21 protein-coding genes are annotated in these 24,777 nt (G+C 54.3%); 5 read left to right on the top strand and 16 right to left on the bottom strand.

Annotated elements, in window-relative coordinates; translation table 11 throughout:
* Positions 1 to 110 precede the first annotated feature (110 nt).
* From lpdA to ACP7IZ_RS00370, 10 genes are all read right to left on the bottom strand, one after another.
* Entirely contained in the window at positions 111 to 1,523 is a 1,413-nt protein-coding gene (gene lpdA / locus ACP7IZ_RS00415) for a dihydrolipoyl dehydrogenase (RefSeq protein ID WP_426847412.1), read from the bottom strand.
* Positions 1,524 to 1,553: 30 nt separating this feature from the next.
* Positions 1,554 to 2,801: a pyruvate dehydrogenase complex dihydrolipoamide acetyltransferase gene (locus ACP7IZ_RS00410; protein WP_426847411.1), complete on the bottom strand. Its 1,248-nt coding sequence runs from the start codon at positions 2,799 to 2,801 to the stop codon at positions 1,554 to 1,556.
* An 11-nt stretch (positions 2,802 to 2,812) separates the two neighbouring features.
* On the bottom strand, positions 2,813 to 4,162 hold the full coding sequence (locus ACP7IZ_RS00405; RefSeq protein ID WP_426847410.1) for a pyruvate dehydrogenase complex E1 component subunit beta: 1,350 nt from the start codon (positions 4,160 to 4,162) through the stop codon (positions 2,813 to 2,815).
* A gap of 8 nt (positions 4,163 to 4,170) precedes the next feature.
* On the bottom strand, positions 4,171 to 5,181 hold the full coding sequence (gene pdhA, locus ACP7IZ_RS00400; protein ID WP_426847409.1) for a pyruvate dehydrogenase (acetyl-transferring) E1 component subunit alpha: 1,011 nt from the start codon (positions 5,179 to 5,181) through the stop codon (positions 4,171 to 4,173).
* Between the two features lie 127 nt (positions 5,182 to 5,308).
* Positions 5,309 to 5,785: a cyclic pyranopterin monophosphate synthase MoaC gene (gene moaC / locus ACP7IZ_RS00395; protein WP_003625539.1), complete on the bottom strand. Its 477-nt coding sequence runs from the start codon at positions 5,783 to 5,785 to the stop codon at positions 5,309 to 5,311.
* Between the two features lies 1 nt (position 5,786).
* Positions 5,787 to 6,653 carry an indole-3-glycerol phosphate synthase TrpC gene (gene trpC, locus ACP7IZ_RS00390; RefSeq protein WP_426847408.1) on the bottom strand — a complete coding sequence of 289 codons (867 nt, stop codon included), beginning with the start codon at positions 6,651 to 6,653 and terminating at the stop codon, positions 5,787 to 5,789.
* Between the two features lie 17 nt (positions 6,654 to 6,670).
* Positions 6,671 to 7,783: an anthranilate phosphoribosyltransferase gene (trpD, locus tag ACP7IZ_RS00385; RefSeq protein ID WP_426847407.1), complete on the bottom strand. Its 1,113-nt coding sequence runs from the start codon at positions 7,781 to 7,783 to the stop codon at positions 6,671 to 6,673.
* Positions 7,783 to 8,379: an anthranilate synthase component II gene (locus ACP7IZ_RS00380; RefSeq protein ID WP_426847406.1), complete on the bottom strand. Its 597-nt coding sequence runs from the start codon at positions 8,377 to 8,379 to the stop codon at positions 7,783 to 7,785. Before ACP7IZ_RS00380 ends, trpD begins: the two co-directional genes overlap by 1 nt.
* 58 nt (positions 8,380 to 8,437) lie before the next feature.
* A complete protein-coding gene (gene trpE, locus ACP7IZ_RS00375; protein ID WP_426847405.1) occupies positions 8,438 to 9,979 on the bottom strand; it encodes an anthranilate synthase component I in 1,542 nt (513 codons plus the stop codon).
* The gene (locus ACP7IZ_RS00370; protein ID WP_426847404.1) at positions 9,976 to 11,895 is read right to left on the bottom strand and encodes a SurA N-terminal domain-containing protein; all 1,920 of its coding nucleotides are present in this window, start codon (positions 11,893 to 11,895) and stop codon (positions 9,976 to 9,978) included. The genes trpE and ACP7IZ_RS00370 overlap by 4 nt, the downstream gene beginning before the upstream one ends.
* 246 nt (positions 11,896 to 12,141) lie before the next feature.
* Between ACP7IZ_RS00370 and tpiA the strand changes: the two genes are divergently transcribed.
* From tpiA to kdsA, 4 genes are all read left to right on the top strand, one after another.
* Positions 12,142 to 12,882: a triose-phosphate isomerase gene (gene tpiA, locus ACP7IZ_RS00365; RefSeq protein ID WP_426847402.1), complete on the top strand. Its 741-nt coding sequence runs from the start codon at positions 12,142 to 12,144 to the stop codon at positions 12,880 to 12,882.
* A gap of 26 nt (positions 12,883 to 12,908) precedes the next feature.
* Positions 12,909 to 13,253 carry a preprotein translocase subunit SecG gene (gene secG / locus ACP7IZ_RS00360; protein WP_006115295.1) on the top strand — a complete coding sequence of 115 codons (345 nt, stop codon included), beginning with the start codon at positions 12,909 to 12,911 and terminating at the stop codon, positions 13,251 to 13,253.
* Positions 13,254 to 13,394: 141 nt separating this feature from the next.
* On the top strand, positions 13,395 to 15,029 hold the full coding sequence (locus tag ACP7IZ_RS00355) for a CTP synthase (RefSeq protein ID WP_003625521.1): 1,635 nt from the start codon (positions 13,395 to 13,397) through the stop codon (positions 15,027 to 15,029).
* Entirely contained in the window at positions 15,026 to 15,859 is an 834-nt protein-coding gene (gene kdsA / locus ACP7IZ_RS00350) for a 3-deoxy-8-phosphooctulonate synthase (protein WP_426847401.1), read from the top strand. Before ACP7IZ_RS00355 ends, kdsA begins: the two co-directional genes overlap by 4 nt.
* A 114-nt stretch (positions 15,860 to 15,973) precedes the next feature.
* Here the strand turns inward: kdsA and gyrB are convergent, their stop codons facing one another.
* The 6 genes from gyrB to mutM form a co-directional block, all read right to left on the bottom strand.
* Positions 15,974 to 18,412, bottom strand: coding sequence for a DNA topoisomerase (ATP-hydrolyzing) subunit B (gene gyrB, locus ACP7IZ_RS00345; protein WP_426847400.1), 2,439 nt, complete (start codon positions 18,410 to 18,412; stop codon positions 15,974 to 15,976).
* 90 nt (positions 18,413 to 18,502) lie between these two features.
* A complete protein-coding gene (recF, locus tag ACP7IZ_RS00340) occupies positions 18,503 to 19,651 on the bottom strand; it encodes a DNA replication/repair protein RecF (RefSeq protein ID WP_426847398.1) in 1,149 nt (382 codons plus the stop codon).
* Between the two features lie 45 nt (positions 19,652 to 19,696).
* Positions 19,697 to 20,821 (bottom strand): DNA polymerase III subunit beta, encoded by a 1,125-nt coding sequence (dnaN, locus tag ACP7IZ_RS00335; protein WP_426847397.1) that lies wholly within the window; start codon positions 20,819 to 20,821, stop codon positions 19,697 to 19,699.
* Positions 20,822 to 20,936: 115 nt separating this feature from the next.
* The gene (gene dnaA / locus ACP7IZ_RS00330; protein ID WP_426847396.1) at positions 20,937 to 22,370 is read right to left on the bottom strand and encodes a chromosomal replication initiator protein DnaA; all 1,434 of its coding nucleotides are present in this window, start codon (positions 22,368 to 22,370) and stop codon (positions 20,937 to 20,939) included.
* Between the two features lie 339 nt (positions 22,371 to 22,709).
* The gene (gene rpsT, locus ACP7IZ_RS00325; RefSeq protein ID WP_012812907.1) at positions 22,710 to 22,979 is read right to left on the bottom strand and encodes a 30S ribosomal protein S20; all 270 of its coding nucleotides are present in this window, start codon (positions 22,977 to 22,979) and stop codon (positions 22,710 to 22,712) included.
* Positions 22,980 to 23,116: 137 nt separating this feature from the next.
* Positions 23,117 to 23,956 carry a bifunctional DNA-formamidopyrimidine glycosylase/DNA-(apurinic or apyrimidinic site) lyase gene (mutM, locus tag ACP7IZ_RS00320; RefSeq protein ID WP_426847395.1) on the bottom strand — a complete coding sequence of 280 codons (840 nt, stop codon included), beginning with the start codon at positions 23,954 to 23,956 and terminating at the stop codon, positions 23,117 to 23,119.
* A gap of 29 nt (positions 23,957 to 23,985) precedes the next feature.
* Between mutM and ACP7IZ_RS00315 the strand changes: the two genes are divergently transcribed.
* On the top strand, positions 23,986 to 24,768 hold the full coding sequence (locus ACP7IZ_RS00315) for a class I SAM-dependent methyltransferase (RefSeq protein ID WP_006115302.1): 783 nt from the start codon (positions 23,986 to 23,988) through the stop codon (positions 24,766 to 24,768).
* The last annotated feature ends 9 nt before the right edge of the window (positions 24,769 to 24,777 follow it).

The raw sequence follows: 24,777 nt of genomic DNA, 5'->3' as shown, positions 1-24,777 counted from the left end.
CTTTTGCCAAGGGTTACCACAGAACTGGAACGCTCCTGCCGTGGCGTCAAGGCAGGAACGCTCCATATAGCGCTCTGGCAACATCAAACCCTTGAGATGATACACCAAAACTAGAAGTGAAGCGCTCCACCATAAGCGGCCAGAACAGCTTCGTGCATGGATTCAGAAATGGTGGGATGTGGGAAAATGGTTTCCATCAGCTCGGCTTCGGTCAGCTCTGCTGTGCGGGCAATAACAAAGCCCTGGATCATTTCCGTAACTTCCGCGCCAATCATATGCGCACCCAGCAGCTCACCTGTCTGGGCATCAAATACGGTTTTCACCATGCCTTCTGGTTCACCCATAGCAAGTGCTTTTCCGTTTGCCATAAGCGGGAACTTGCCAACGCGCACTTTATAGCCCGCTTCCTTGGCGCGTGCTTCCGTATAACCAACAGAAGCCACCTGTGGGCGGCAGTATGTGCAGCCGGGAATTTTTGTAATATCAATAGGATGCACGGTTTTGCCAGCAATAGCTTCAACGCACATGACAGCTTCATGGCTGGCTTTGTGCGCAAGCCACGGGGCACCTGCCAAGTCACCAATGGCGTAAACACCGGGCTCACCCGTGCGGCACAGATCATCCGTTACCACATGTGTGCGGTCTACTTTGATCTTGGTGCCTTCCAGCCCGATGTTTTCAACGTTGCCCACAATGCCCACAGCAGAAATAACGCGGTCCACGGTAATGGTTTCCGTTTTACCGCCCACCTCTACTGGCACAGTAACATCGTTCTTGCCCTTTTTCAGCGCACCAACCTTGGCGCTGGTAAGAACACGCATGCCCTGTTTTTCAAACTCTTTACGCGCCAAGGCGCTGATTTCTTCATCTTCCACGGGCAGAATGCGCGGCGCAACCTCCACCAGCGTAACTTCAGAACCCATATTGCGGTAGAACGAGGCAAATTCTGTGCCGATAGCGCCAGACCCAATGACCAGTAGCCGTTTGGGCAGTTCATCTGGCACCAAAGCTTCCCGATAAGACCAAACAAGTTTGCCGTCTGCTTCCAGCCCCGGCAGCGCACGTGCGCGTGCACCTGTGGCCAGAATAACGTGTTTGGCTGTGAGGGTTTGCGGCGCACCACTTTCTGGCTGCACCAATACTTTGCGTTTACTACCGGCAGCAACGCCATCCAGTTTACCAAATCCTTTAAAAACAGGAACTTTGGCTTTTTTGAGCAGGTGCTGAACACCAGAGGCAAGCTGTTTGGAAACGGCGCGTGAACGGGCAACAATTGCTTTAAAATCAAAGCTTACGCCATCTGCCTTAAACCCATATGTGCCAAGGTCATGCAATAGATGGTTGATCTCGGAAGCACGCAGCAATGCCTTGGTGGGGATACAGCCCCAGTTCAGGCAGATACCCCCAAGATGGTTGGCTTCCACCACAGCAACAGAAAGCTTAAGCTGCGCTGCCCGAAGTGCCGCCACATAACCGCCCGGCCCACCGCCAACAACGATGATATCAAAATCAGTCTGGCTCATAATATGCCTGATCCTCAGAAAGCCACGCGGTTAGAGAACGAGTGAGAGCGGAGATTCAACCGCTGCACGGAAAGCAGAAAGCCAGCGGGCTGCCGCAGCACCATCCACCACGCGATGATCAACCGAGAGGGTAACGGTCATAACAGTGGCAATAGCCAGTTCATTCCCTTTTACCACGGCCTGTTTTTTGCCCGCTGCAATAGCCAGAATGGCAGCCTGCGGCGGGTTAACAATGGCAGCAAAGTCTTTCACGCCATACATACCCATGTTGGAGATGGAGAATGTACCGCCCTGAAATTCTTCTGGCTTCAATTTGCCAGAGCGGGCGCGGGAAATCAGATCCTTGGCTTCCTGGCTGATGTCTTTCAGGCTCTTGCGGTCTGCCTGTTTGACGATAGGTGTGATCAGCCCATCATCCAGAGAAACCGCAACCGAAATATCTGCATCTTCGTGCAGGATCATGGCATCTTCGGTGTAGGAAGCATTCACTTCCGGCACCTGCTTAAGGGCAACAGCAGAAGCCTTAATGAGCATGTCATTCACAGACAGCTTAAAGGCATCGGCCCCTTCTGCCGGAGACATGGCATTAAGCTGTGAACGCAAAGCCAATAGCGCATCTAGCTCCACATCTATGGAGACATAGAAGTGCGGAATAGTGGATTTGGACTCACTCAGGCGGCGAGCAATAACCTTGCGCATGGTGGTGTGCGGCACAGCACGGCTACCACCAGATGCGGGCGCGGCAGAAGCCACCTGCCCTATGCTTGGGGCTTTGTTAAGAGCCGCTTCTACATCCCGTTTGACAATACGGCCATTCGGCCCCGTGCCTTTAACTGCTGCCAGATCAATGTTCTTCTGGCGCGCAATGCGGCGCGCAAGCGGAGAGGCCACAACCCGGCCAACAGGCTTGTCTGCCCGTTGTGCTGGTGCTGCCTGTGTTGCTATAGGAGCAGAAGCAGCCGCAGGCTGTGGTGCCGTGGCGGGGGCGGCAGATGCCACGTTTTTAGGTGTGTCGATATTGTCTGGTACCGCCTCGCCTTCTTCTACCAGAATGGCGATAGGTGTGTTTACGGCAACACCTTCTGCACCTTCCTGAACAAGAATACGGCCCAGAATACCTTCCTCAATGGCTTCTACTTCCATTGTGGCTTTATCGGTTTCAATCTCGGCCAGAACATCGCCGCTATTTACGGCATCCCCTTCCTTCTTCAGCCAGCGGGCAAGTTTGCCCTCTGTCATGGTAGGAGAAAGGGCGGGCATTAAAATTTCAGTCGCCATCTGTCATTCCCTCACATCAGGCCAAGTGCGGCTTTAACCACATCTTCAGGCTGTGGCAGGGCCAATTTTTCCAGATTGGCGGCAAATGGCATTGGCACATCCACACCCGTTACACGGGCCGGTGGGGCATCCAGCCAATCAAACGCATGCTCGATCACCTGTATGGCAACTTCTGCGCCAATACCTGCAAACGGCCAGCCTTCTTCTACCGTTACCAAGCGGCTGGTTTTTTTAACGCTTTCTACAATTGTGTCTGTATCCAGCGGACGCAGGCTGCGCAGATTGATAACTTCTGCCTCAATCCCCTGCTTGGCCAGCTCAGCAGCCGCATCCAGCGCTGTGGTGACAGCAATAGAGAACGCAACGATGGTGACATCAGAACCAGCACGTTCGATCTTGGCTTTACCGATGGGCACAATGAAATCTTCATCAATCGGGCATGGGAATTTGCGCCCGTAAAGAATTTCGTTTTCCAGCACCACAACGGGGTTGGGGTCACGAATAGCGGCGCGCAACAGGCCTTTGGCATCTGCGGAAGACCAAGGCACAACCACTTTCAGGCCCGGCACATGGGCATACCAGCTACCGTAACACTGAGAATGCTGCGCACCTACGCGAGATGCCGGGCCGTTTGGCCCACGGAACACAATGGGGCACCCCATCTGGCCGCCAGACATATACAGCGTTTTGGCTGCGGAATTGATGATATGGTCAATAGCCTGCATGGAAAAGTTCATGGTCATGAACTCAACAACGGGCTTTAGGCCAGTAAGGGCTGCACCCACGGCCATGCCTGTAAAGCCATGTTCGGCAATTGGCATGTCAATTACGCGCTTATCGCCAAATTCCTGCAACAGGCCTTGGGAGATTTTGTAAGCCCCCTGATACTGGGCCACTTCTTCACCCATCAGAAAGACATCTGGATCATGCCGTAATTCGGCGGCCAGTGCATCACGTAGGGCTTCACGCACAGTGATTTCCTGCGTTTCACCCCAGTCTTTTTCTTCTTCAACCGGCGTAGAAGCTGGTGCGGCAACAGAAGGTGAAGGCTGTGGTGCGGAGGCGGGTTCTGCAACAGCTACGTTTTTAGGCGTATCGATATTATCGGGCACCGCTTCACCTTCTTCCACCAAAATGGCGATAGGTGTGTTTACGGCAACACCTTCTGTACCTTCCGGTGTTAGAATGCGGCCCAGAATACCTTCCTCAATGGCTTCTACTTCCATTGTGGCTTTATCGGTTTCAATTTCGGCCAGAACGTCGCCGCTATTTACGGCATCCCCTTCCTTCTTCAACCAGCGGGCAAGTTTGCCTTCTGTCATGGTAGGAGAAAGGGCGGGCATTAAAATTTCAGTCGCCATGTTTATGCTCAAGCCTCCAGAACAACATCCGTATAAAGTTCGGCCGGATCGGGTTCCGGGCTGGTCTGCGCAAATTCTGCAGAGTCGTTTACAATGCCCTTGATCTCGGTTTCCATTGTTTTCAATTCTGCTTCTGTCACGCCAGAATCCAGCAGGATGTGTTTGACGTGTTCAATAGGATCTCGCGTTTTGCGGACTTCATCCACCTCATCTCGCGTGCGGTATTTGGCAGGATCTGACATGGAATGGCCGCGATAGCGGTATGTCATCATTTCCAGCAGGTAAGGCCCCTTGCCTTCACGGCAATGTTTTACGGCTTCTTCTGCTGCGGCATATACGGCGGCAACATCCATGCCATCTACCCGTTTGCCGGGAATGCCCCATGGTTCGCCATTTTTGTACAATTCGTGCGAGGCTGATGCCCGCTCAACAGCGGTGCCCATGCCGTAACGGTTGTTTTCAATCACAAAAATACAGGGAAGTTTGAGCAGAGCCGCCAGGTTAAAGCTTTCGTAAACCTGCCCCTGATTGGCTGCGCCATCACCAAAATAAGCTACGGAAACTTCATCGGTGTTGCGGTATTTGTTGGCAAACGCCAGCCCGATACCCAAAGAAACCTGAGCACCAACAATGCCATGCCCCCCGTAAAAATTCTTCTCGCGGGAGAACATATGCATGGAGCCACCCTTACCGTGAGAATACCCGGTAGAACGGCCCGTAAGTTCCGCCATCACGCCACGGGGGGTCATGCCCGCCACCAGCATCTGGCCGTGGTCTCGGTAGGATGTAATCAGCTTATCGCCTTCATGCAGGCTCATCTGGATACCAACCACCACAGCTTCTTGCCCGATATACAGGTGGCAGAAACCGCCAATTAGGCCCATGCCGTAAAGTTGCCCGGCTTTTTCTTCAAAGCGGCGGATCAGGAGCATGTCATAGTAGGCTTTAAGAAACTGGTCTCGTGTTAAGGAAGGACCGTTATTTCCTGCCTTGCCGACCTGTTTGGCGTTCGTTCCCATGCGTGATGAACCTTTTGCGATATGTAAACAGTTCGTAATAAATGGTGCGTAACAGCGGCATCCGTTTCCGGGTCTTCAGATGTTTCCTAAAGCTCCAGTAAAACTGCCTGCTGTTTCGCGTGTTTTATTATGCAGCGTTGTAGTCTCCTGAGCGGCCCCCACTTTTATGAAGGAGCTTTATATTTTCTATCTGCATGCCGCGGTCAACTGCTTTGCACATGTCGTACAGCGTAAGGGCCGCAGCAGATACGGCGGTTAACGCTTCCATTTCCACCCCGGTTGCGCCAGTTGTTGTAACAGTTGCGGTAATCTCGATCCTGTTATCATTCGGAGCCAGATCCACAGTTACACTGCTTAGGCTAAGTGGGTGGCAGAGCGGGATAATATCTGCTGTTTTTTTTGCAGCCATAATGCCAGCAATGCGGGCCGTTGCCAGAACATCACCTTTTGGGGCGGCGCCTGAAAGGATCATTTCCAGCGTTTGGGGCTGCATAATAATAGCCCCGGTGGCAACAGCCTTGCGGCGCGTGGCAGCTTTAGCGGAAACATCCACCATATGCGCATGCCCGGCTGCATCCAGATGTGTGAGTGCTGGAGAGGGCACGTTAGGCCAGCCCCAGCAGTTTTTTGGCGGCATCACCGGGATGCGGATCTCGCAGCAGGGATTCACCTACCAGAAAGCCCGTTACGCCAATGCCGGAAAGCTGCACGATATCTTCATGCGTTTTGATGCCACTTTCAGACACAATAATCCGATCTGGCGGCACAAGAGGAGAAAGCTCCCGCGTGGTATCCAAGCTGGTCTGAAGCGTTTTGAGGTTGCGGTTGTTGATACCGATCAGGAAGGTATCCAGCGCAAGGGCACGGTTCAGTTCTTCCTCATCATGCACTTCCACCAGCACATCCATGTCTAGCCCTTTGGCGTGGTCAACCAGTTCCAGCGCCATTTCATCGGACAGGATAGACATAATGAGCAGAATGCAATCTGCCCCGATCATGCGGCTTTCATAAACCTGCCACGGATCAAGGATAAAATCCTTGCGCAGAACAGGAAGGGAGCATGCAGCCCGCGCCTTGCCCAGATCTTCATTATCACCATGAAAACAGGAGCTTTCCGTTAGCACGGAAATACAGGCTGCCCCTGCTTGCTCATATTCTGCGGCAATTTCTGCCGGGTCATACGTTTCGCGCAGGATACCAGCGGAAGGAGAAGCCTTTTTGATTTCTGCAATCAGGCCAACTGCGCGGTCAGCAGCCTTTTCCTTCAGCGCCCGACCAAACCCACGTGGAGCCTCTTTGGTTTCCTGCGCCTTGGCTGTGATTTCCTTAAGGGACATCAGGGTGGAGCGATGTTCAACTTCCAGCTTGGTGCGTGCGCAGATGCGGGAGAGAACATCCGGCAGTTCGTCAATCTTGCTGGCAAGAGTGTCCGAAGCAGAAGCTGCCGAGGACGCGAGTGGTGTATCGGTCATGATTATCCTGTCATGTCTCAGGCGCGTGCATCCGGGTTGGAAGCGCGCAAACCATTTAGCACTGCCAAAGCCGTGCCATCATCCAGTGGGCGTGCGGCCAGAGCCACACTTTCCCGCAAGGCCTGCGGATCAATGCGTCCGTCCCGCAGGAGTGTTACCCGCCCTGCCACATGAAGTGCGCAGGCGGCGTTCAAAACAACTGTATCACGATATGCTCCTGATGCGCCATGCAGCAAAGCTTCCAGAGCTTGTGCATTGTATTGGGCATCTCCCCCCAATATGGAGCTGACCGGAGCATAGGCAAGGCCAGCCATTTCCGGCGTAATAGAAAACGAGCAGATGGCATCATTTTCCAGCGCTACAACCTGTGTAGGGCCTGCCAGCGTAATTTCATCAATGCCGCCCTGCCCGTCTGATGGCAGACCGCATGCGGCCCAGACCTTCAGGGACCCAAGATTTTTGAGCACATTGACCATAGGCTCCAGCCATGCGGGCGAAAACACCCCCACAAGCTGCCGCGTAACACCTGCCGGGTTTACCAATGGCCCCATAAGGTTAAACAGCGTACGCACGCCCAAGGTTTTACGCACCGGAGCAGCAAAACGCATGGCGGGATGATGGTGCGGGGCAGATAGGAAAATGGCCCGGTGTGCCTGCATCTGCTCTGCCAGAACCTCGGCTTGCGCAGAAAGCGGAACACTTAGCGCAGCCAGCACATCGGAAGCGCCAGAACGCGAAGAAATAGCCCTGTTACCGTGTTTGGCAACGGGCACACCAAGCGCACCCAGCACAAAGGCAACAGCAGTGGACACATTCAACGTGCCGTAATTGTCTCCGCCCGTGCCGCATACGTCTATCGTATCGGCGGGCATGGCGGGCACGGTGTGCATACGGGCCCGCAAAGCCGTGACACCGCCAAGCAATTCATCCTGCGTTTCACCACGCACGCGCAATGCCATAAGAAAAGCCGCAATGCGTTCCGGCGCAATCAGGCCATCCATAATAACGCCAAAAGCAGCTTCGGCTTCAGTAGCGCTTAGTGTTTGCCCGTCTGCAACACGTGCCAGAATGGTAGAAAAAAACTGCTCACCTGCTGCTTGAGATGCGGCGCCATGAAGGGTAGCGGACATCAGGCAATGGCCTGTTTTTCTTTCCAGGCAGATGCGATGGAAAGAAAGTTTTTCATCAGATCATGGCCATATTCCGAGGCAATGCTTTCCGGATGGAACTGCACGCCTGAAATGGGATACTGCCGGTGGCGCACACCCATAATAACGCCATCTTCCGTCCATGCTGTAACTTCCAGAGTATCTGGAATACAGGCAGGTTCAAGCGTAAGGCTATGATAGCGCGTGGCATTGAACGGGTTGGGTAGGCCTGCAAAAACATCCTGCCCGTTGTGGAAAACGGGGCTCACCTTGCCGTGCATGGGCGTAGGTGCACGCACCACCTGTGCACCAAACACCTGCCCGATAGCTTGATGCCCCAGGCATACGCCAAAAACAGGCACCTGACCGGCTGCGGCAGATATCAGATCGCAGCAGATACCGGCTTCATTGGGGGAACATGGGCCGGGAGAAAGCACAATGGCATCCGGCTTAAGAGCCAGTGCATCTTCTACGCTCAGGGCATCATTGCGGCGGACATCACACTGTACCCCCAGTTCACCCAGATAGTGAACAAGGTTGAAGGTGAAGCTGTCATAATTGTCGATCAGAAGGATCATGGCCGAATGATGACCTTATGTACTGTTGGGGTCAAATAAGAATGGAACAGAAACGACATTAAGAACGCCCTGCCCTTGCCTGTTCCAATGCGGCTTCTGCGGCGCGGAATACGGCGCGGGCTTTATGGCGTGTTTCTTCATATTCTGTTTCTGGCACGCTGTCTGCCACTACGCCGCAGCCAGCTTGCACATGCATTTGCCCGTCTTTTACAACGGCCATGCGCAGCCCAATGCATGTATCCATGTTGCCGCCAGCGCCAAAATAGCCAATGCACCCGGCGTAGGTGGCGCGGCGGGTGCGTTCTACTTCATCAATAATTTCCATGGCGCGGATTTTGGGCGCACCTGTCAGCGTGCCTGCGGGAAAAGCGGCCACAAGGGCATCCAGCGCTTCCAGTTCCGGCTTGAGTGTGCCTTGCACGTTGGAAGAAATATGCATGACGTGGCTGAAACGTTCAATCACGAATCGTTCCGTCACTTTAACCGTGCCGGGAATACTCACACGGCCCACATCATTACGGCCAAGGTCTATCAGCATCAGATGCTCGGCCAGTTCCTTTTGGTCGGCCAGAAGATCTTTTTCAAGTCGCAGGTCTTCTTCTGCCGTTTTGCCGCGCGGGCGTGTGCCAGCAAGCGGGCGTACCGTCATGGTGCCATCCTGCAAGCGCACCAGAATTTCGGGCGAGGACCCAACAAGTGAGAAATCACCAAAATCCAGATGGAACAGAAATGGCGCTGGATTAATACGCCGTAGCGTTCGGTACAGCGCCAGAGATGGAAGCGGAAATGGCGTAGAAAAACGCTGGCTGGGGACAACCTGAAAGGCATCGCCAGCCGCAATATAATCCTGAATACGCTCAACTGCCTGACAGAACTCATCCTTGCTGAAGGAGGAGCGCGGTTCCGCCGGTTCTGGCAGGTTTTCTGGCTGCTTTGGTAAAGGCGGCAGTGCTCCTGACAGACATTCCCGCGCGCGGCGCAACAGATCTTGCGCTTTATCCCAAGCCTGTGCTGCGGTTTCATCTTTTTGTGGGCGAACAGGCGCGGCTAGAATCAGCTCATCGCTTACCGTGTCAAACACAGCAAAAAGACCGGGGCGCATGAGAATGGATTCAGGCAGGTTCAGATCATCCGGTGGCGCATCTGGCAGATGCTCCATCTGGCGCACCATGTCATAGCCCAAATATCCAAACAGGCCCGCAACCATTGGGGGAACGCCTTCGGGCAGTTCCATGCGCGTGGCATGGATCAGGGCGCGCAGGCTTTCCAATGGCTTTTCTGTAAGAATACGCGGGGCAATATCCGGGTTTTCCGGACTTTCATTCAGCGTGATCTGCCCGTTATGGCAGGTCCAGATGATATCTGGCTTGAGGGCAATAACAGAATACCGCCCGCGCGATGTGCCACCTTCTACACTTTCCAGCAGCAACGTATTTTTGCCGGTGCCACCATCAAAGCGCGCAAGGCGCAGATAGGCTGAAACAGGTGTTAGCAAATCTGCTGCTTCTACAGAAAACACAACAGAAGGCAGACCTTGCGCCCAAGCGGCTTCACACTGCTGGCGAGAGGGTGAAGGCGCAATGCGTGCGGTAATGCTCATGGCGTGGCTTCTCCTCCAAATCCGGCGGCGGATAGTGTGGCCATAACAGCGCGTTCGTTAATATGGGGCGGCGTGCGCTTGCTTAATGCATCCACATAACTGGCAACCAGATCATCACTATCTGCCTGTGCCAGAGAGTCTTTCAGGCGCTGTACGCCATCGGCTGGGGCTGGTGGGTTGGGCACGAACAGCTTTGTGACAACCGCTACAAGGAAGTGGCCGTCATCTTCTGCCATAACCGCCTGCCCCGGCTGCATGCGTGGCAGATAATCCATGAGTGCGGCCGGAATGTTTTTGTTGGGCTTGGCGAAGGAGAAAGCCGCATCCCGCGTAAGTTGTGCGCCTGGGGCGTTTACTGTGCCTAAAGCCTGCTTGTTTTTGGCTGCCAGATACAAGGTTGTTGCCTGCTCATTTGCAGCATGCTTGCGGGCTTCATCCTGCCATGCGGCCAAAACGTCTGTTTGTGCCTGTGCAAAGGTACGGGGGGCTGCGGGTGTAGCGGTATCCACTTCCACAGCAAAGCTGCTGTTGTCCGGCCCATCCACAAGTGTTGCACGTGCGCCGGGTTTTTGGGTGAAAATCTGGTGGATAATGGCTTCACGCAGCTTGCCGGATGCGGGCAACGGTGCGGGTTCTTTATCAGCCGTCATGCCTTGCGCATCCAGTGTGCCTGCCGCAGCAACAGCGCCCAGATCTGCTGGAATGGCATCTAGCCCTTGGCCTGCAAGCGCATCTTGCAGCTTGCGCTTGCGCTCACCTGCAACAGATGGCGCAACAGCCGCCCGATACTGCGAGAGGATGTCTTTTTTTGCATCCTCATACGGCGTGGTGTGTGGGGCCGTTATTTTGGTGACGCGAAAAACAGCCCATCCACCTTCGGTTTTAAGCGGATCGCTGACCTGACCTTCTGGAGCCTGGAAAACAGCCTGCCGCAGAGTAGCAGAAGGAATTGTAGACGGGCGAGCATTTGGCATTTCTACCGCAGCCGCATCTTTTGCGCTGTTCTGGATAGCCTGCCAGTTGCCACCTACTTTCCACGCGTTGGCAATGGCGGTTGCCTGTGCCTGATCTTGCAGGGTTATAAGCTGGATATCGCGCGTTTCTGGCACGTTGTAGCGAGATTTCTGCTCATCATAGATGCGCTTGATATCGGCTTCATCCATGGTGATGCTGTCTGCCACTGTCTGTGGGGAAAGCACCACAATTTTGGCGTGGCGCAGTTCTGGCGTACGGAACATCCACGGATGGTTGTTGTAATAGCGCTGCAATACGGCATCATCTGGTGCTTTGGGGGTGGGCTGCGCAGCAAACGGAATGCTCACAAAATCCACCACGCGCGTTTTTGCACCGTAGGTTAGAAAGCGCTGGAGCATTGTGTCGGAAACGCTGCCCGCCTGCGCCAGGGGTTGTAGAATGGTGCGTGTGGTCAGATCATTCCGCACCATGTCCAAAAAGCGTTGCTCGGTTAACCCGCGGTCACGCAGTTTCTGATTAAAGCTGGCGCGATCAAACTGGCCATTCGCGCCTTTAAAATAAGGGAGCGAGAACACTTCATCCCGCACGGCCGAATCAGGCACCGCCACTTTCAGCTTCTGTGCGGTATTCAGCAGCTCTGCTTGCCCAATCAGGCGGTGCAGAATCTGGTAGGCAACCTGCCGCTGCATGGCCAAAGGAATTTGCGATGGGTCTGTTACCCCCATCTGGCGGGCAATTGTTGGCAGTTCAGATTGCAGGGCTGTGGCCAGATCATCGGAAGAAACCTGCTGTTGCCCCACTTTGGCGACAACATCCGTTTCTTCCCCCATATAGCCCATAACATCGCCTATTCCCCAGCCGACAAAGGCCAGAAAAATGACAATTGCAGTCACCCGGCCCAGCCAGGACTCAACAAAAACGCGACGTAGATAGGAAATCATGACCCGATGGATCCACAGCTATGCTTAAAAAACATCATACCACAAAGGGTATGCACAGGCGCGGCACCATAAGGGTAGCTGCGGTGCTTGACCAGACATAACCGCGCCTGCACGCCAGACAGGCAAGAATTAAGGTGCCTGCTCTCTTGCCCCAAGGGGGGCGTCTATGGTTTAGCCTTCATGTAAGAACCATATTATAAACGCACGTGCCCGCTGGCATGGCGCGCTACAGGCAAGGAGCAGGACATGACCAGACAGATTATTGTCGGCAACTGGAAAATGAATGGCCTAAGCCGTGATTCGCAGGAACTCGTCAAGGCTATCACCAGCGGCCTGCCCGCCAACAGCGCGGATGTGGTGGTGTGCCCGCCCTTTACCCAGCTTGGGCTGCTGACAGATGCGTTAAAGCCCACACCGGTAAAGCTGGGTGCGCAAGATTGCCATCAGGATGTTTCTGGCGCGCATACGGGTGATATTTCTGCCCCCATGCTGGCTGATCTGGGCGTATCCTATGTTGTTTTGGGCCATTCAGAACGCCGTCAGGAACACGGTGAGCTGGATGAAACCGTGCGTGAAAAAGCCATGGCCGCCGCCAAAGCCGGGCTGACCCCGATTGTCTGTATTGGTGAAACCGAAGATCAGCGCGAAACTGGTGAGCACTTTGATGCGCTGGGTTGGCAGATCAAGGGCTCTTTGCCCGATGGTTTTAATGGTATTTTGGCATACGAGCCCATCTGGGCGATTGGTACAGGCCTTGCCGCCACCACTGATCAGATTGCCGAAACCATGAAATTCCTGCGTGAAGAATTGGTGCGGCAGTTTGGAGAGGCTGGAAAAGTCATCAAAATCCTGTATGGAGGGTCCGTAAACGCCGGGAATGCGGCCTCCATCCTGCCTATTCCTGAAGTGGCGGGTGCGCTTGTTGGCGGTGCCAGCCTTAAGGCGGACGCGTTTCTTTCCATCGTCAGCGCAGCATCTGCTGCCTGATTTGCTGTTCTGATCTGGAATCTGACATGACCACAGCCCTGCTGATCCTGCATTTCTGTGTGACCATAGCCCTGATTGGCGTTGTGCTAATTCAGCGGAGTGAAGGCGGTGGCCTTGGAATTGGCAGCAGCCAGGGCATGGGTGCGTTCATGTCCGGCCGCGGAACAGCCAACCTGCTTACGCGCACAACGGCTGTGCTGGCTGGTGTGTTTATGCTGCTTTCCCTGTTGTTAGCCATGCTTTACAAAGGCTCCGTTACGGGTGAAGGGCACGATATTCTGGCCCAGCCCCCGGCAGCCACAGCGCCCGCACCTGCGGCCCCGGCAACAACAGCTCCTGCTCCGCAGCCAGCTACTCCGGCGCATCCGTAAAATGCAGGTTTCTCTCTCCTTTCCGCCATGTGTAAGGAGAGAGCCCTTTTATCCCTTCAGCTCCGCATGTCCTGTGGCATGCGGTAGTTTGCGTTTGTCCATCTTTACCCGCCCGGCCTTGTCCGTGTAGGAAGTCTGCTCATGACCCGCTTTGTTTTTATCACCGGTGGTGTGGTATCCTCTCTTGGCAAAGGCATTGCATCTGCTGCCCTTGCTGCCCTGTTGCAGACGCGTGGCTACAAAGTGCGCCTACGCAAGCTTGATCCCTACCTGAACGTTGACCCCGGCACCATGAGCCCCTACCAGCATGGGGAAGTGTTTGTGACCGAGGATGGCGCCGAGACAGACCTTGATCTTGGCCATTACGAACGCTTCACGGGGGTAAATGCTTCTAAGGAAGACAACACCACAACAGGCAAAATCTATTCAGATGTTATCGCCCGTGAACGGCGTGGTGATTATCTGGGCGCAACCGTGCAGGTTATCCCGCATATTACGGATGCCATTAAAGACATTGTCGTTGCCAATACGGATGATCTGGACTTTGTGTTGGTGGAAATTGGCGGCACAGTTGGCGATATTGAAAGCCTGCCGTTTCTGGAAGCTATCCGCCAGCTGCGTAATGATCTGGGCCCGGATCAGACCATGGTTGTGCACCTTACGCTGCTGCCGTGGATACCTTCTGCAGGTGAGCTGAAAACCAAGCCGACCCAGCATTCCGTTAAGGAATTGCAGAATGTGGGGATTCAGCCGCAAATTTTGCTGTGCCGCTGTGATCGCCCTATTCCGCCAACAGAGCGGCGTAAGATTGCCAATTTCTGCAATGTGCGCCCCGAAGCCGTTATTGCCGCGCGGGATGTAGATACCATTTACTCCTGCCCCCTTTCCTACCATGCAGAAGGTATGGATACCGAAGTGCTGCGTTACTTCGGCCTGCCCCACGCTGAAGAACCTGATCTAACAGGGTGGGAAAAAATTGTAGATGCCATCCGCCACCCCGATAACGAGGTGCGCATTGCAGTGGTTGGTAAATACACAGCCCTGCTGGATAGCTACAAATCTCTGAACGAAGCTCTGTTGCATGGTGGCATTGCCCACCGCACCAAGGTTGTTCTGGATTGGGTGGATGCCGAAGTTTTTGAAAAAGACCCGGCATCACTGGAAGCCAAACTGGGCGATGTAGATGCCATTCTGGTGCCCGGCGGGTTTGGTGAGCGTGGGTCTCAGGGTAAGATTGAAGCCATTCGCTTTGCGCGTGAAAAAGGTATTCCGTTCCTTGGAATATGCTTTGGCATGCAGATGGCGGTTATTGAATGCGCCCGTAATCTGGCTGATCTGCCCAACGCATCTTCTACCGAATTTGGCTATACGGAAGAGCCTTTGGTGGGGCTGATGACCGAATGGGCACGCGGTAACGAACGCCTGCGCCGGAGCGAAGGTGGAGAACTGGGCGGCACCATGCGCCTTGGCGCTTACCCAGCCAAGCTGATTGAAGGCTCCCGCGCGGCAGAAGTGTATAACGCAACGTCCATTCGTGAGCGGCATCGCCATCGGTATGAAGTGAATATCCATTATAAGGATCAGCTTGAAAAAGCCGGGATGAAGTTCTCTGGCCTTTCACCTGATGGCATCTTGCCAGAAGTGGTGGAATACCCAGATCATCCGTGGTTCATTGCTGTGCAGTATCACCCGGAACTCAAGTCTCGGCCATTTGCACCGCATCCGCTGTTCGCCGGATTTGTGGGGGCTGCGCTGGAAAAGGCTAAAAAAGCATGATGCAGGCATTGGGGTCGGATTTTCAGCTTGGCTCTTTGTACATTGGCAATGATCAGCCATTTGTGCTGATTGCCGGGCCGTGCCAGATTGAATCCGCTGCACATGCAATGGAAACAGCCACGGCTTTGAAGGAAATCTGCCAGAAGGCTGGTATTGGGCTGATCTATAAAAGCTCGTTCGATAAAGCCAACCGCACCAGCATTTCCAGCGCGCGTGGTATTGGCATGGCCGAAGGGCTGGATATTCTGGCTAACGTGCGGAATACGCTGGATATTCCGGTGCTAACAGATGTGCATGCGCCAGAACAGTGTGCTCCGGTTGCAGAAGCTGTGGATGTGCTGCAAATCCCGGCTTTTCTGTGCCGCCAGACAGATTTGCTATTAGCTGCCGGTAAAACGGGCGCTGCGGTGAATGTGAAAAAAGGCCAGTTTCTTGCTCCGTGGGATATGAAGCACGTTGCGGCCAAAATTGCCTCTACGGGTAACAATCGCATCATGCTGTGTGAGCGTGGCACCAGCTTTGGCTATAATACGCTGGTAAACGATATGCGCGGCCTGCCTATTATGGCCCAGACCGGCTACCCCGTTGTGTTTGATGCCACGCATTCCGTACAGCAACCGGGTGGCTTGGGGGGTGCATCTGGTGGCCAGCGAGAGTTTGCCCCTGTGCTCTCTCGTGCAGCTTTGGCCATTGGTGTGGCATCTCTGTTTATTGAAACGCATGAGAACCCAGACCAAGCGCCCAGCGATGGCCCCAACATGTTACCAATTAAAAGCCTGCCAGCCTTGCTGGAGCAGTTCAAGCAGATTGATGCTCTGATTAAAGGGTAAACTGGGCGAAGCTAGTATTTTTGCCAACAAAAAAGCCGCAACCTGATTTTTCAGGCTGCGGCTTTTTTTATAGTCACAAAGGGGGAGAGGTAAACTCTCCCCCTTTGTGCAGGGTTAGACGTCCAGATTGGCAACTTTAAGTGCGTTGCCGACAATGAAATCACGTCGGGGTTCAACAATATCCCCCATCAGAGTGGTGAATACATCGCCTGCTTCTTCTACATCGCCTACGCGTACCTGCAACAGCGTGCGCATAGCCGGGTCCAGCGTGGTTTCCCAAAGCTGAGCGTCATTCATTTCGCCCAGACCTTTAAAGCGGTTAATTGTCAGCCCACGGCGGCCCTGTGCCAACAGTCGGGTATAAAGATCCGCCGGACCACTTAGCTGGTGTTCGGTGGTATCGTTTTTCAGCGCCACGCCTTCTGCAAAGTCTTTTTGCAGGCGGTTTGCTTGTATGGTCAGCCAGCGGGCATCGTTGCTGGCCAGCATGGTTGGGTCAATGCGGTAAACTTCCCCTACCCCACGCACATTACGGGCCAGCTCTACACCATCTGCACTGGCAACGGCTTTCCAGCTTTTTTCATTTTCAGCAGATGCTGCATCAAGGCGCTGCTGAAGGGCAGGCATCCGCTGCTGGAGCAGTTCAACATCTGTTGTTAGCGCGCCAGCCAAGGCAACCTGTTCGATAATCCAAGAAGGAATACGATTGGAAAGGCGGTTAATAGCTTGCGCTGCCTGCCGAATGAACGGAAGGTCTGCGGCCAGCTCCTCACCACTTACCACGCGTTTGTCCGTGTAAACAAAGCTGGCGTTGTTCAGGGCCTTGTTGAGCAGATACTGCTCGAGTGCGGCATCGTCTTTCAGATACGTTTCTTCATTCCCGCGTTTGGCACGGTAAAGCGGCGGCTGGGCAATATACAGATAACCGCGCTCAATCAGTTCTGGCATCTGGCGGAAGAAGAAGGTCAGCAGCAGCGTACGAATATGAGATCCGTCCACGTCAGCGTCAGTCATAATGACAATGCGATGGTAACGCAGTTTTTCAATAGAGAAACCGCCCTGCTCTGGTTCGCCACGTCCAATACCAGTGCCAAGAGCCGTAATGAGCGTGCCAATTTCGGCAGAGCCTAGCATACGGTCAAACCGCGCGCGCTCTACGTTCAGGATCTTGCCTTTTAGCGGCAGAATGGCTTGGAAGCGCCTATCACGCCCCTGTTTGGCGGTGCCGCCTGCGGAATCACCCTCCACAATAAACAGTTCAGCTTTGGCTGGGTCACGCGCCTGACAGTCTGCTAGTTTGCCGGGCAGTGATGAAACATCCAGAACCCCTTTGCGGCGTGTAAGCTCACGCGCCTTACGGGCTGCTTCACGCGCAGAGGCGGCATCCAGCACCTTAGAGACAACAATTTTTGCCTCTTTGGGGTGGGTTTCAAACCAGTGGCTGATGATGTCTGCCGCCGCAGCATGCACAACGGGCTGCACTTCGGACGAAACCAGCTTGTCCTTGGTTTGGGAAGAGAACTTGGGGTCTGGCACTTTAACGGACAGAACAGCCGTCAGCCCTTCCCGCATATCTTCCCCTTGCAGGGAAAGCGCATCTTTTTTGGCAATGCTTTCGGCATATTTGCCAACAACACGGGTAAGCGCCTGACGGAAACCGGCCAGATGCGCCCCACCATCGCGCTGCGGAATATTGTTGGTGAAGCACAGCATGGTTTCATGGAAGCTATCATTCCATGTGAGCGCGAACTCAACCTTAATGCCGTTATCCGGGTTTTCTAGGCTACCAGTAATGGGCGGCGTAAACAGCGAGGTGCGAGACCGATCCAACCAATCTACAAAAGCTTCTAGCCCACCTTCGTAAAAGAATTTTTCTTCCCGCACGGGGGTAACGCGTGCATCGCGCAGCACAATTTCCAGCCCGGAGTTCAGGAAGGCCAGCTCACGCAGGCGGCGCTCCAGAATGGTGAAATCAAAATCCGTTTTGGGGAATGTTTCACTGCTGGGTTTAAAGGTTACTTCCGTGCCTGAGGGTTCGGAAGATGGGCCAACCACTTCCAGCGGGGCATCGCGCTCACCATGCTGGAAGCGAATGAAGTGTTCCTGCCCGTTACGCCAGATGCGCACTTCCATCCACTCAGAAAGCGCATTCACCACAGCAGCCCCCACGCCGTGCAGGCCGCCAGAAACCTTGTAGGAATTCTGGTTGAACTTGCCGCCAGCATGCAGGCGGGTTAGCACCACTTCGGCGGCGCTAATACCCTCTTCTGTGTGCATGTCTGTAGGAATGCCACGCCCGTTGTCGCGCACGCTTACGCTGCCATCTGCATTAAAAGTGACAATGCAGCGCGATGCAAAACCGGCCTGGGCCTCATCCACCGCGTTATCAATAATTTCAAACGCCATGTGGTGCAGGCCAGAGCCATCGTCCGTATCACCAATGTACATGCCGGGCCGTTTACGGACAGCATCCAGCCCCTTCAGCACAGAGATCGACGCGGCATCATACTCTTCGGAAACGGCAGATGGCGTGGGCTGAGAGAGGTCGGTCATAAGAACGGTACGCTCCGTACAGGAAAGAACAAAAAACCTTTTATTCTTATACCCTGATCAAGCCTCTGGGGCCAGATTGAGCCGCATGTTTTATGGCTCTGATGGCAAAAAAGCACCGTTTTTCAAGGTTTCAAACTGAGCGCTGTGCTTAAGCGGGGCAAAAGGTGCCTGATCTGTGCCGGTAAGCAGCACAGTTGTGCGAAAATCCTGCACAATTTCCAGCAATGAGGCCCGGCGCGCAGCATCCAGATGCACTAAAGGTTCATCCAATAGCAAAATGGGGGGCTGTCCGCGGTAGTCGGTTACAAGCCGAGCGTGTGCCAGCACAACGCCAATAAGCAAGGATTTCTGCTGGCCAGTACTGGCGAGCGCTGCTGGTTGTCTGGACGTGAGATCTTCCAGCAAAAAATCACTGCGATGCGTGCCAAATGTGGCGCGCCCACGTGCGGCATCATCTTCTCGCAACTCGGCAAGTTTTGCGCGTAGCCAATCTTCTACGGCTAGCGCGGGAGATGTTTCCAGTTTCTGGGCAATAGCGCATTGCAGCATCGCAATGGCGGCAGGAAAAGCGCCCAGACCATTTTGGGCGTAATGGCACATCTGGCGCACGGTTTCCTGCCGAGCCGCGGCAACAGCCACAGCATGACGCGCCATGGAGGCTTCTAACCCAGATAGCCATGAGTGTTCGGAAAAGCGTGTTTGAAGCAGGCGATTGCGTTGCGTCATGGCACGATCATATGCGGCCAGTTCTCGCGCATGGTGCGGTGTTACCGCCATAACCAGACGGTCTAGAAAGCGCCGCCTACCGGATGCGCCCTCACTAAATAACCGATCCATCTGTGGGGTAATCCACACAGTAGCAAGAGTATCTTCCCACGCCTCTTGCCCACGGATTTGCCGGCCGTTGAGCAAAAAAACGCGGCGCGGCCTTTCCTGCCCGCCTTGCGTGCCAGTGCCAAGTTCAAGAAACTCATCTTTCGTTTCAATACGCGCAGAAACGCCCCAGTTGATCGCGCCCATTCGGCCAAATTGTGTAAGAGGTGCCGCGCGCAGTCCTCTACCAGGTGAGAGAAGAGAAACAGCTTCCAGCAGGTTGGTTTTGCCGCTGCCGTTTTCGCCTGTCAGCACCAATAGGCTTGCATTGGGGGACCATACAAGCCGTTCGTAATTGCGAAAATTGGAAAGCGTAAGTTTAAGAAGCCGGGGCATGCCACGCTGCTTCTGTTGGCCTGCCTGCATTTGGGCAATGCAGGCAGGCCGTAAGTGTTAAAGCAAAAAAGCGGATCACACGCGCATCGGCATGAGAACATAGAGTGCGGATGGGCTATCTACATCGCGCACAATGGTGGGGGATGCGCTATCTGCAAACGCAAATTCCACCTCTTTTTCTACCTGATCTGTAATATCGTTAAGGTAGCGTGCCTGAAAACCGATTTCCAACCCTTCTGCATCGTAGGAAATGCGGTTGTCATCCAGCTCTTCCTTAGCCATGCCCTGCTCTGTACTGCTGGCAGACAGAGTAAGCAGGCCGGGTTCGAGCGTGAGCTTTACCGGGCGTGAGCGTTCCTGACTAATGGCGGCAACACGTGCCACGGCATCTGCAAAATCTTTTTTGCCAACCCGCAGGATGCGTGTGTTGTTGCGTGGGATCACCCGTTCGTATTCAGGGAACGTGCCATCAATCAACTTAGATGTAAGTGTAACGGGGCCTGCCGTGAACTGAATACGCGTTTCAGAAAGTGCGATTTCCACTTCTTCTGGCGCTTCATCAATCAGTTTGCGCACTTCGGCCACGGTTTTGCGTGGGACAATAACCCCCGGCATTCCGGCGGCGCCTGCTGGTAGATCGGCTTCCACACGGGCTAGGCGGTGTCCATCTGTAGCCACGGCGCGCAGCTTGGGTTCGCCATCTACTTCTGTGCCATGCAGGAAGATACCGTTGAGGTAATAACGGGTTTCTTCGGTGGAAATGGCAAAACGTGTGCGGTCTATTAGTGAATGCAGCGTTGTTGCGGGCAGTTTGAAACGATATGGGAAATCCCCTGCCCCCATGGATGGAAAGTCATCCACACTCAGCACGTTCAGGCGGGTAGCGTAGCGGCCCGCACGCAGTAGAAGTGGGCCTTCACTATCGGCCTGATCCAGCTCTACATCCACGCCATCGGGCAGCTTGCGCACGATTTCGTACAAAACAGATGCAGGTGCAGTTGTAGCCCCTTCCCGCGTGATGTTGGCGGGAACACCTTCAACCACTTCAATTTCCATGTCCGTGGCTTTCAGGCTGAGCTGTCCACTAGCGGCCTGAATAAGAACATTGGCTAGAATGGGTATGGTGTTACGCTTTTCTGCAACACTCTGGATATGGGCCAACGCCTTAAGCAGTGTTGCACGTTCCGCCGAAAACTTCATCTAACCCTCTTTCCTGCAAGACAGGGCCTCTGTTTGGCAAGAGGCACCTGCTTTTTCCACCTCGAAAAGTAACAGGTGGGCATTATCAGTCAATCCCTTTGGAATCTCTACGTTTTCAGCTTTCCAGCATCCGCCGCAGGAGTTCCACATCTTCTGCAAAAGCAGCGTCCAGCCCCATCAGTTCCGTAACGCGATTTACCGCATGCATAACGGTTGTGTGGTCACGATTACCGAACTTGCGCCCAATTTCTGGCAGGGAGCGGCTTGTAAGCTGCTTAGCCAGATACATGGCAACCTGCCGGGGCCGCGCCACATTGCGCGCCCTGCGGGCAGATGACATGTCTGTTAGGCGGATGTTCCAGTGCTCGGCTACTTTTTTCTGGATTTCCTCAATCGTCACACGCCGGTCGTGCGCCTTGAGAATATCGTGCAGCACTTCTTGTGTGGCTTCCAGAGTAACCGGGCGGCCAAACAGATTGGCGTGAGCAATGAGGCGGTTGAGCGCGCCTTCCAGCTCACGCACATTGGACGTGATTTTGTGTGCCAGAAATTCCAGAACCTTACCGGGCACCACAACGCCAGAGGCAGCGGCTTTTGATTCCAGAATGGAAATACGTAGCTCAAACGTGGTGGCATGAATATCTGCCACCATACCGCAGCCCAAACGCGTGCGTAGCCGATCTTCCAGCCCCGACAGATCGGATGGGGATTTATCAGCCGAAACCACAATCTGCCGCCCGGCATCTACCAGCGCATTAAAGGTATGGAAGAATTCTTCCTGCGTGTTGTCCTTGCCGATCAGGAACTGCAAATCGTCAATCATCAGCACATCGACGGAACGCAGTTGCTCCTTGAACTCGATGGTAGATTGCGAACGAATGGCCGCAATAAACCGATACATGAACTTTTCGGCAGACATATAGGCCACGGACACATTGCCGCTCTGGATCAGCTCGGCCCCGATGGCATGCATCAGATGTGTTTTACCCAGCCCAACACCACCGTAAAGGAACAGCGGGTTAAACCCGACGCTGGAGGGTTTTTCTGCAACCCGGCGGGCGCAGGCATAAGCAAATTCATTGGGCTTGCCCACCACGAACGTATCAAACGTAAAGCGGCTATCCAGCGCAGTTACCAAGTCACTCCGCACTTCTGGCGCGGTGCGTGCTGCTGGGGTGGCCTCTTCCTGCGCGGGTGCTGCTGTGTTGGCGCTAGGCACATTTTCCAAAGGTATGGGGGCCGGATCTCCGGCGCGGGCAACCTGTAGCTCCACCCGGCGGATACTGGGGATTTCCTGATTCCACAGTTCACTCAGGCGGTCACCATACTGGCTTCTTACCCAGTCGCGCAAAAAGCGTGTGGGTAAAAGCAGGGTGATTTCATCACCATCAATCGGGCCCAGCGCAATTTTGGTCAGCCAGGTGCGGTATTCAACTTCGCCAACTTCGCCCTTCAGGCGGGCGCAGATACGCAGCCACGATTCCTCAAGCCCCTTGCCGTCTTCAAGCCGGGAAAAGGCGCTTTCGTCATCGTCCACTCCGATTGTCATTTTTGCTCCCGAGCGGTCATTAAGGCGCGAATGGGTTCACGCATTTTCACAAAACAGGCGGCACGTGTGCTGCCCGTGCTGTGTAACATCTGTAACGGCCTTGGCGGCCTATGGTGCAGGCTTGCTTATATCTTGCGGAAGATAGCCCGAACAGCGCCAAGCCATCCAGCAAGGTAAAGCAGTGAGAGCAAATGGAGCAATCAATATTTCATGCTGCCTGCCCTGCTTGCGCTTTATCCAGCCAAGGTGGTGATAAAAACAAAGCCGAACCATCTGGGTGATGATTCGGCTTTATCTCAAAGCGTCAGATGGCCACCATAAGGTAGCCCCGCACTTTCCTCAGGCCGGAGCCAGTGCTTTCACACGGGCAGACAGGCGGGAAATTTTGCGGGCCACCGTGTTGTGGTGGATAACGCCCTTAGTGGCCGCACGCTGGATTTCTGGCTGAGCAAGGCGCAGTGCTTCGCGCGCAGCGCCATGATCACCAGCTTCAACTGCGGTTTCTACTTTCTTGATGAAAGTACGCATGCGGGATTTGCGGGCGGTGTTACGAGCAGTCCGCTTCGCGGTCTGCCGGATGCGCTTACGCGCCGAAGCGATATTCGCCATGAGTTTCTATTCTGTCCAGCACTTAAGAAAGATTAAAAGGGCAGACACGCCGGAACGCGCTACCCAAAAGAGTAAGCGGTGCTGTAATGCACCTAAGCGCCTTCCGTCAAGCTTCTTCCGTGCCGACCACTAGGATTTTACCCGTTTTTCTGCCTTTGGGGACAAAAAAATGTGGATCGTCCGGCCTGCGTTATCTGCTGCACGCCAGAACATGCGGGTGTGCCGGGGCAATTGGGGCATGGCTTACCCGTTTGCCCATACACCCGCCATGCGTGCTGGAAATACCCCAGCCCGCCCTCTGGGCGTACATAATCTTTCAGGCTGGAACCACCTGCCTCTATGGCTTCTTCCAGCACATCACGTATGGCTTGCACCAATTTACGGGCTTTGGGGCCGGTAAGATTGCAGGCCGGCATGGTTGGGGCAATGCCAGCCCGAAACAGGGCTTCGCACACATAAATATTGCCTAACCCCGCCACAACCTTCTGATCAAGCAGGAAAGGTTTGATCGGCATCCGCCTGTTCTTGCTGGCAGCCAAGAGCGTTTTGGGGGTAAAATCTGGCTCAAGCGGCTCTGGCCCCATGCCTGCCAGCAATGGATAGGTATCTTCCTGATCGGTTGGAACCAGATCCAGCATGCCAAACCGGCGCGGATCTATGTAACCACAGCGCTTTCCATTTTGCAGAATCAGCACAACGTGCTCATGCAATAATGGCGTGGTTGGAGAATCGAGAAGCACGCGCCCAGACATGCCCAAATGCCAGATTATGGACATTCCACCAGACAGGCGCATAAGAATATATTTGCCCCGGCGGCGAAAGCCTTCTATCCGGCGGCCTTCTATTGTTTGTGAGAAATCGGCAGGAATCCGCCATCTCAGGTCGTGACGGCGCACAATTGCTTCTTTGATGGTACCGTTTTGCAGGGCAATCTGCATCCCGCGCATTACGGTTTCTACTTCAGGGAGTTCCGGCATGGCTAAAAAGCAGGGTATAGGGGAACCCCATGACCGACAACAGCTTTACGCCCTCCCCCGCTTCTTCTGACGCAACAGTGGAAGAAACGGATTTCGGCTTCCGTTCCGTAAGGAAGGAAGAAAAGAAAAACCTTGTTCGTGACGTGTTTGATAGCGTTGCGGGTAAGTATGACGTGATGAATGATATCATGTCCCTTGGCATCCATCGGGTATGGAAGCGTATTTTTGTAACAGAGCTTGGCCCGCAGCCCGGCATGTCTTTGTTGGATCTGGCCGGTGGCACGGGTGATATTACCTTTGGCTGGCTGAAGGGTGGCGGTGGCTCCGCCATTATGACCGACATTAACAGCAGCATGCTGTCTGTTGGGCGGGACCGGGCCATTGATCGTGGTTTTGTATCCGACCTGTCTTTTTGCGTTGTGGATGCAGAAGCTATTCCGCTGCGCGATATGTCCGTCGATCGGGTTTCCATCGCTTTTGGCCTGCGGAACTGCACAGATAAAATGGCTGTGCTGCGTGAAGCACGGCGTGTGCTCAAACCCGGCGGGCGTTTTCTGTGCCTCGAATTTTCCCGCGTTCAGGTGGCGGCACTGGCACCTATTTATGATGCGTGGTCTTTCAAGGTGCTGCCTGCCATGGGCAATCTGATCGCCAAGGACCGTGAAAGCTACCAGTATCTGGCGGAAAGCATCCGCACCTTCCCAGATCAGGAAACACTGGCAGATATGTTCCGTGAGGCTGGGTTCTCTCACGTGCGGTATCAGTCCCTTTCCGGTGGTATTGCGGCCATTCATTCCGGCTGGCGCGTATAAGGCCAAAGG

Origin of the sequence: Acetobacter sp. AAB5, from assembly GCF_050106715.1 — a bacterium.
GTDB classification, from domain to species: domain Bacteria; phylum Pseudomonadota; class Alphaproteobacteria; order Acetobacterales; family Acetobacteraceae; genus Acetobacter; species Acetobacter oryzifermentans.
The sequence above is the reverse complement of the archived record's forward strand: the minus strand, read 5'-3'. Positions and strand labels throughout refer to the sequence as shown.

What these genes read in the sequence shown, in the direction of transcription:
- ACP7IZ_RS00405 (WP_426847410.1), bottom strand. Translation starts at nt 4,162, where the DNA reads ATGGCGACTGAAATTTTAATGCCCGCCCTTTCTCCTACCATGACAGAA.
- mutM (WP_426847395.1), bottom strand. Translation starts at nt 23,956, where the DNA reads ATGCCGGAACTCCCTGAAGTAGAAACCGTAATGCGCGGGATGCAGATT.
- rpsT (WP_012812907.1), bottom strand. Translation starts at nt 22,979, where the DNA reads ATGGCGAATATCGCTTCGGCGCGTAAGCGCATCCGGCAGACCGCGAAG.
- ACP7IZ_RS00315 (WP_006115302.1), top strand. Translation starts at nt 23,986, where the DNA reads ATGACCGACAACAGCTTTACGCCCTCCCCCGCTTCTTCTGACGCAACA.
- gyrB (WP_426847400.1), bottom strand. Translation starts at nt 18,412, where the DNA reads ATGACCGACCTCTCTCAGCCCACGCCATCTGCCGTTTCCGAAGAGTAT.
- ACP7IZ_RS00410 (WP_426847411.1), bottom strand. Translation starts at nt 2,801, where the DNA reads ATGGCGACTGAAATTTTAATGCCCGCCCTTTCTCCTACCATGACAGAG.
- pdhA (WP_426847409.1), bottom strand. Translation starts at nt 5,181, where the DNA reads ATGGGAACGAACGCCAAACAGGTCGGCAAGGCAGGAAATAACGGTCCT.
- lpdA (WP_426847412.1), bottom strand. Translation starts at nt 1,523, where the DNA reads ATGAGCCAGACTGATTTTGATATCATCGTTGTTGGCGGTGGGCCGGGC.
- ACP7IZ_RS00370 (WP_426847404.1), bottom strand. Translation starts at nt 11,895, where the DNA reads ATGATTTCCTATCTACGTCGCGTTTTTGTTGAGTCCTGGCTGGGCCGG.
- trpC (WP_426847408.1), bottom strand. Translation starts at nt 6,653, where the DNA reads ATGACCGATACACCACTCGCGTCCTCGGCAGCTTCTGCTTCGGACACT.
- kdsA (WP_426847401.1), top strand. Translation starts at nt 15,026, where the DNA reads ATGATGCAGGCATTGGGGTCGGATTTTCAGCTTGGCTCTTTGTACATT.
- dnaA (WP_426847396.1), bottom strand. Translation starts at nt 22,370, where the DNA reads ATGACAATCGGAGTGGACGATGACGAAAGCGCCTTTTCCCGGCTTGAA.
- secG (WP_006115295.1), top strand. Translation starts at nt 12,909, where the DNA reads ATGACCACAGCCCTGCTGATCCTGCATTTCTGTGTGACCATAGCCCTG.
- trpD (WP_426847407.1), bottom strand. Translation starts at nt 7,783, where the DNA reads ATGTCCGCTACCCTTCATGGCGCCGCATCTCAAGCAGCAGGTGAGCAG.
- ACP7IZ_RS00355 (WP_003625521.1), top strand. Translation starts at nt 13,395, where the DNA reads ATGACCCGCTTTGTTTTTATCACCGGTGGTGTGGTATCCTCTCTTGGC.
- dnaN (WP_426847397.1), bottom strand. Translation starts at nt 20,821, where the DNA reads ATGAAGTTTTCGGCGGAACGTGCAACACTGCTTAAGGCGTTGGCCCAT.
- recF (WP_426847398.1), bottom strand. Translation starts at nt 19,651, where the DNA reads ATGCAGGCAGGCCAACAGAAGCAGCGTGGCATGCCCCGGCTTCTTAAA.
- tpiA (WP_426847402.1), top strand. Translation starts at nt 12,142, where the DNA reads ATGACCAGACAGATTATTGTCGGCAACTGGAAAATGAATGGCCTAAGC.
- ACP7IZ_RS00380 (WP_426847406.1), bottom strand. Translation starts at nt 8,379, where the DNA reads ATGATCCTTCTGATCGACAATTATGACAGCTTCACCTTCAACCTTGTT.
- trpE (WP_426847405.1), bottom strand. Translation starts at nt 9,979, where the DNA reads ATGAGCATTACCGCACGCATTGCGCCTTCACCCTCTCGCCAGCAGTGT.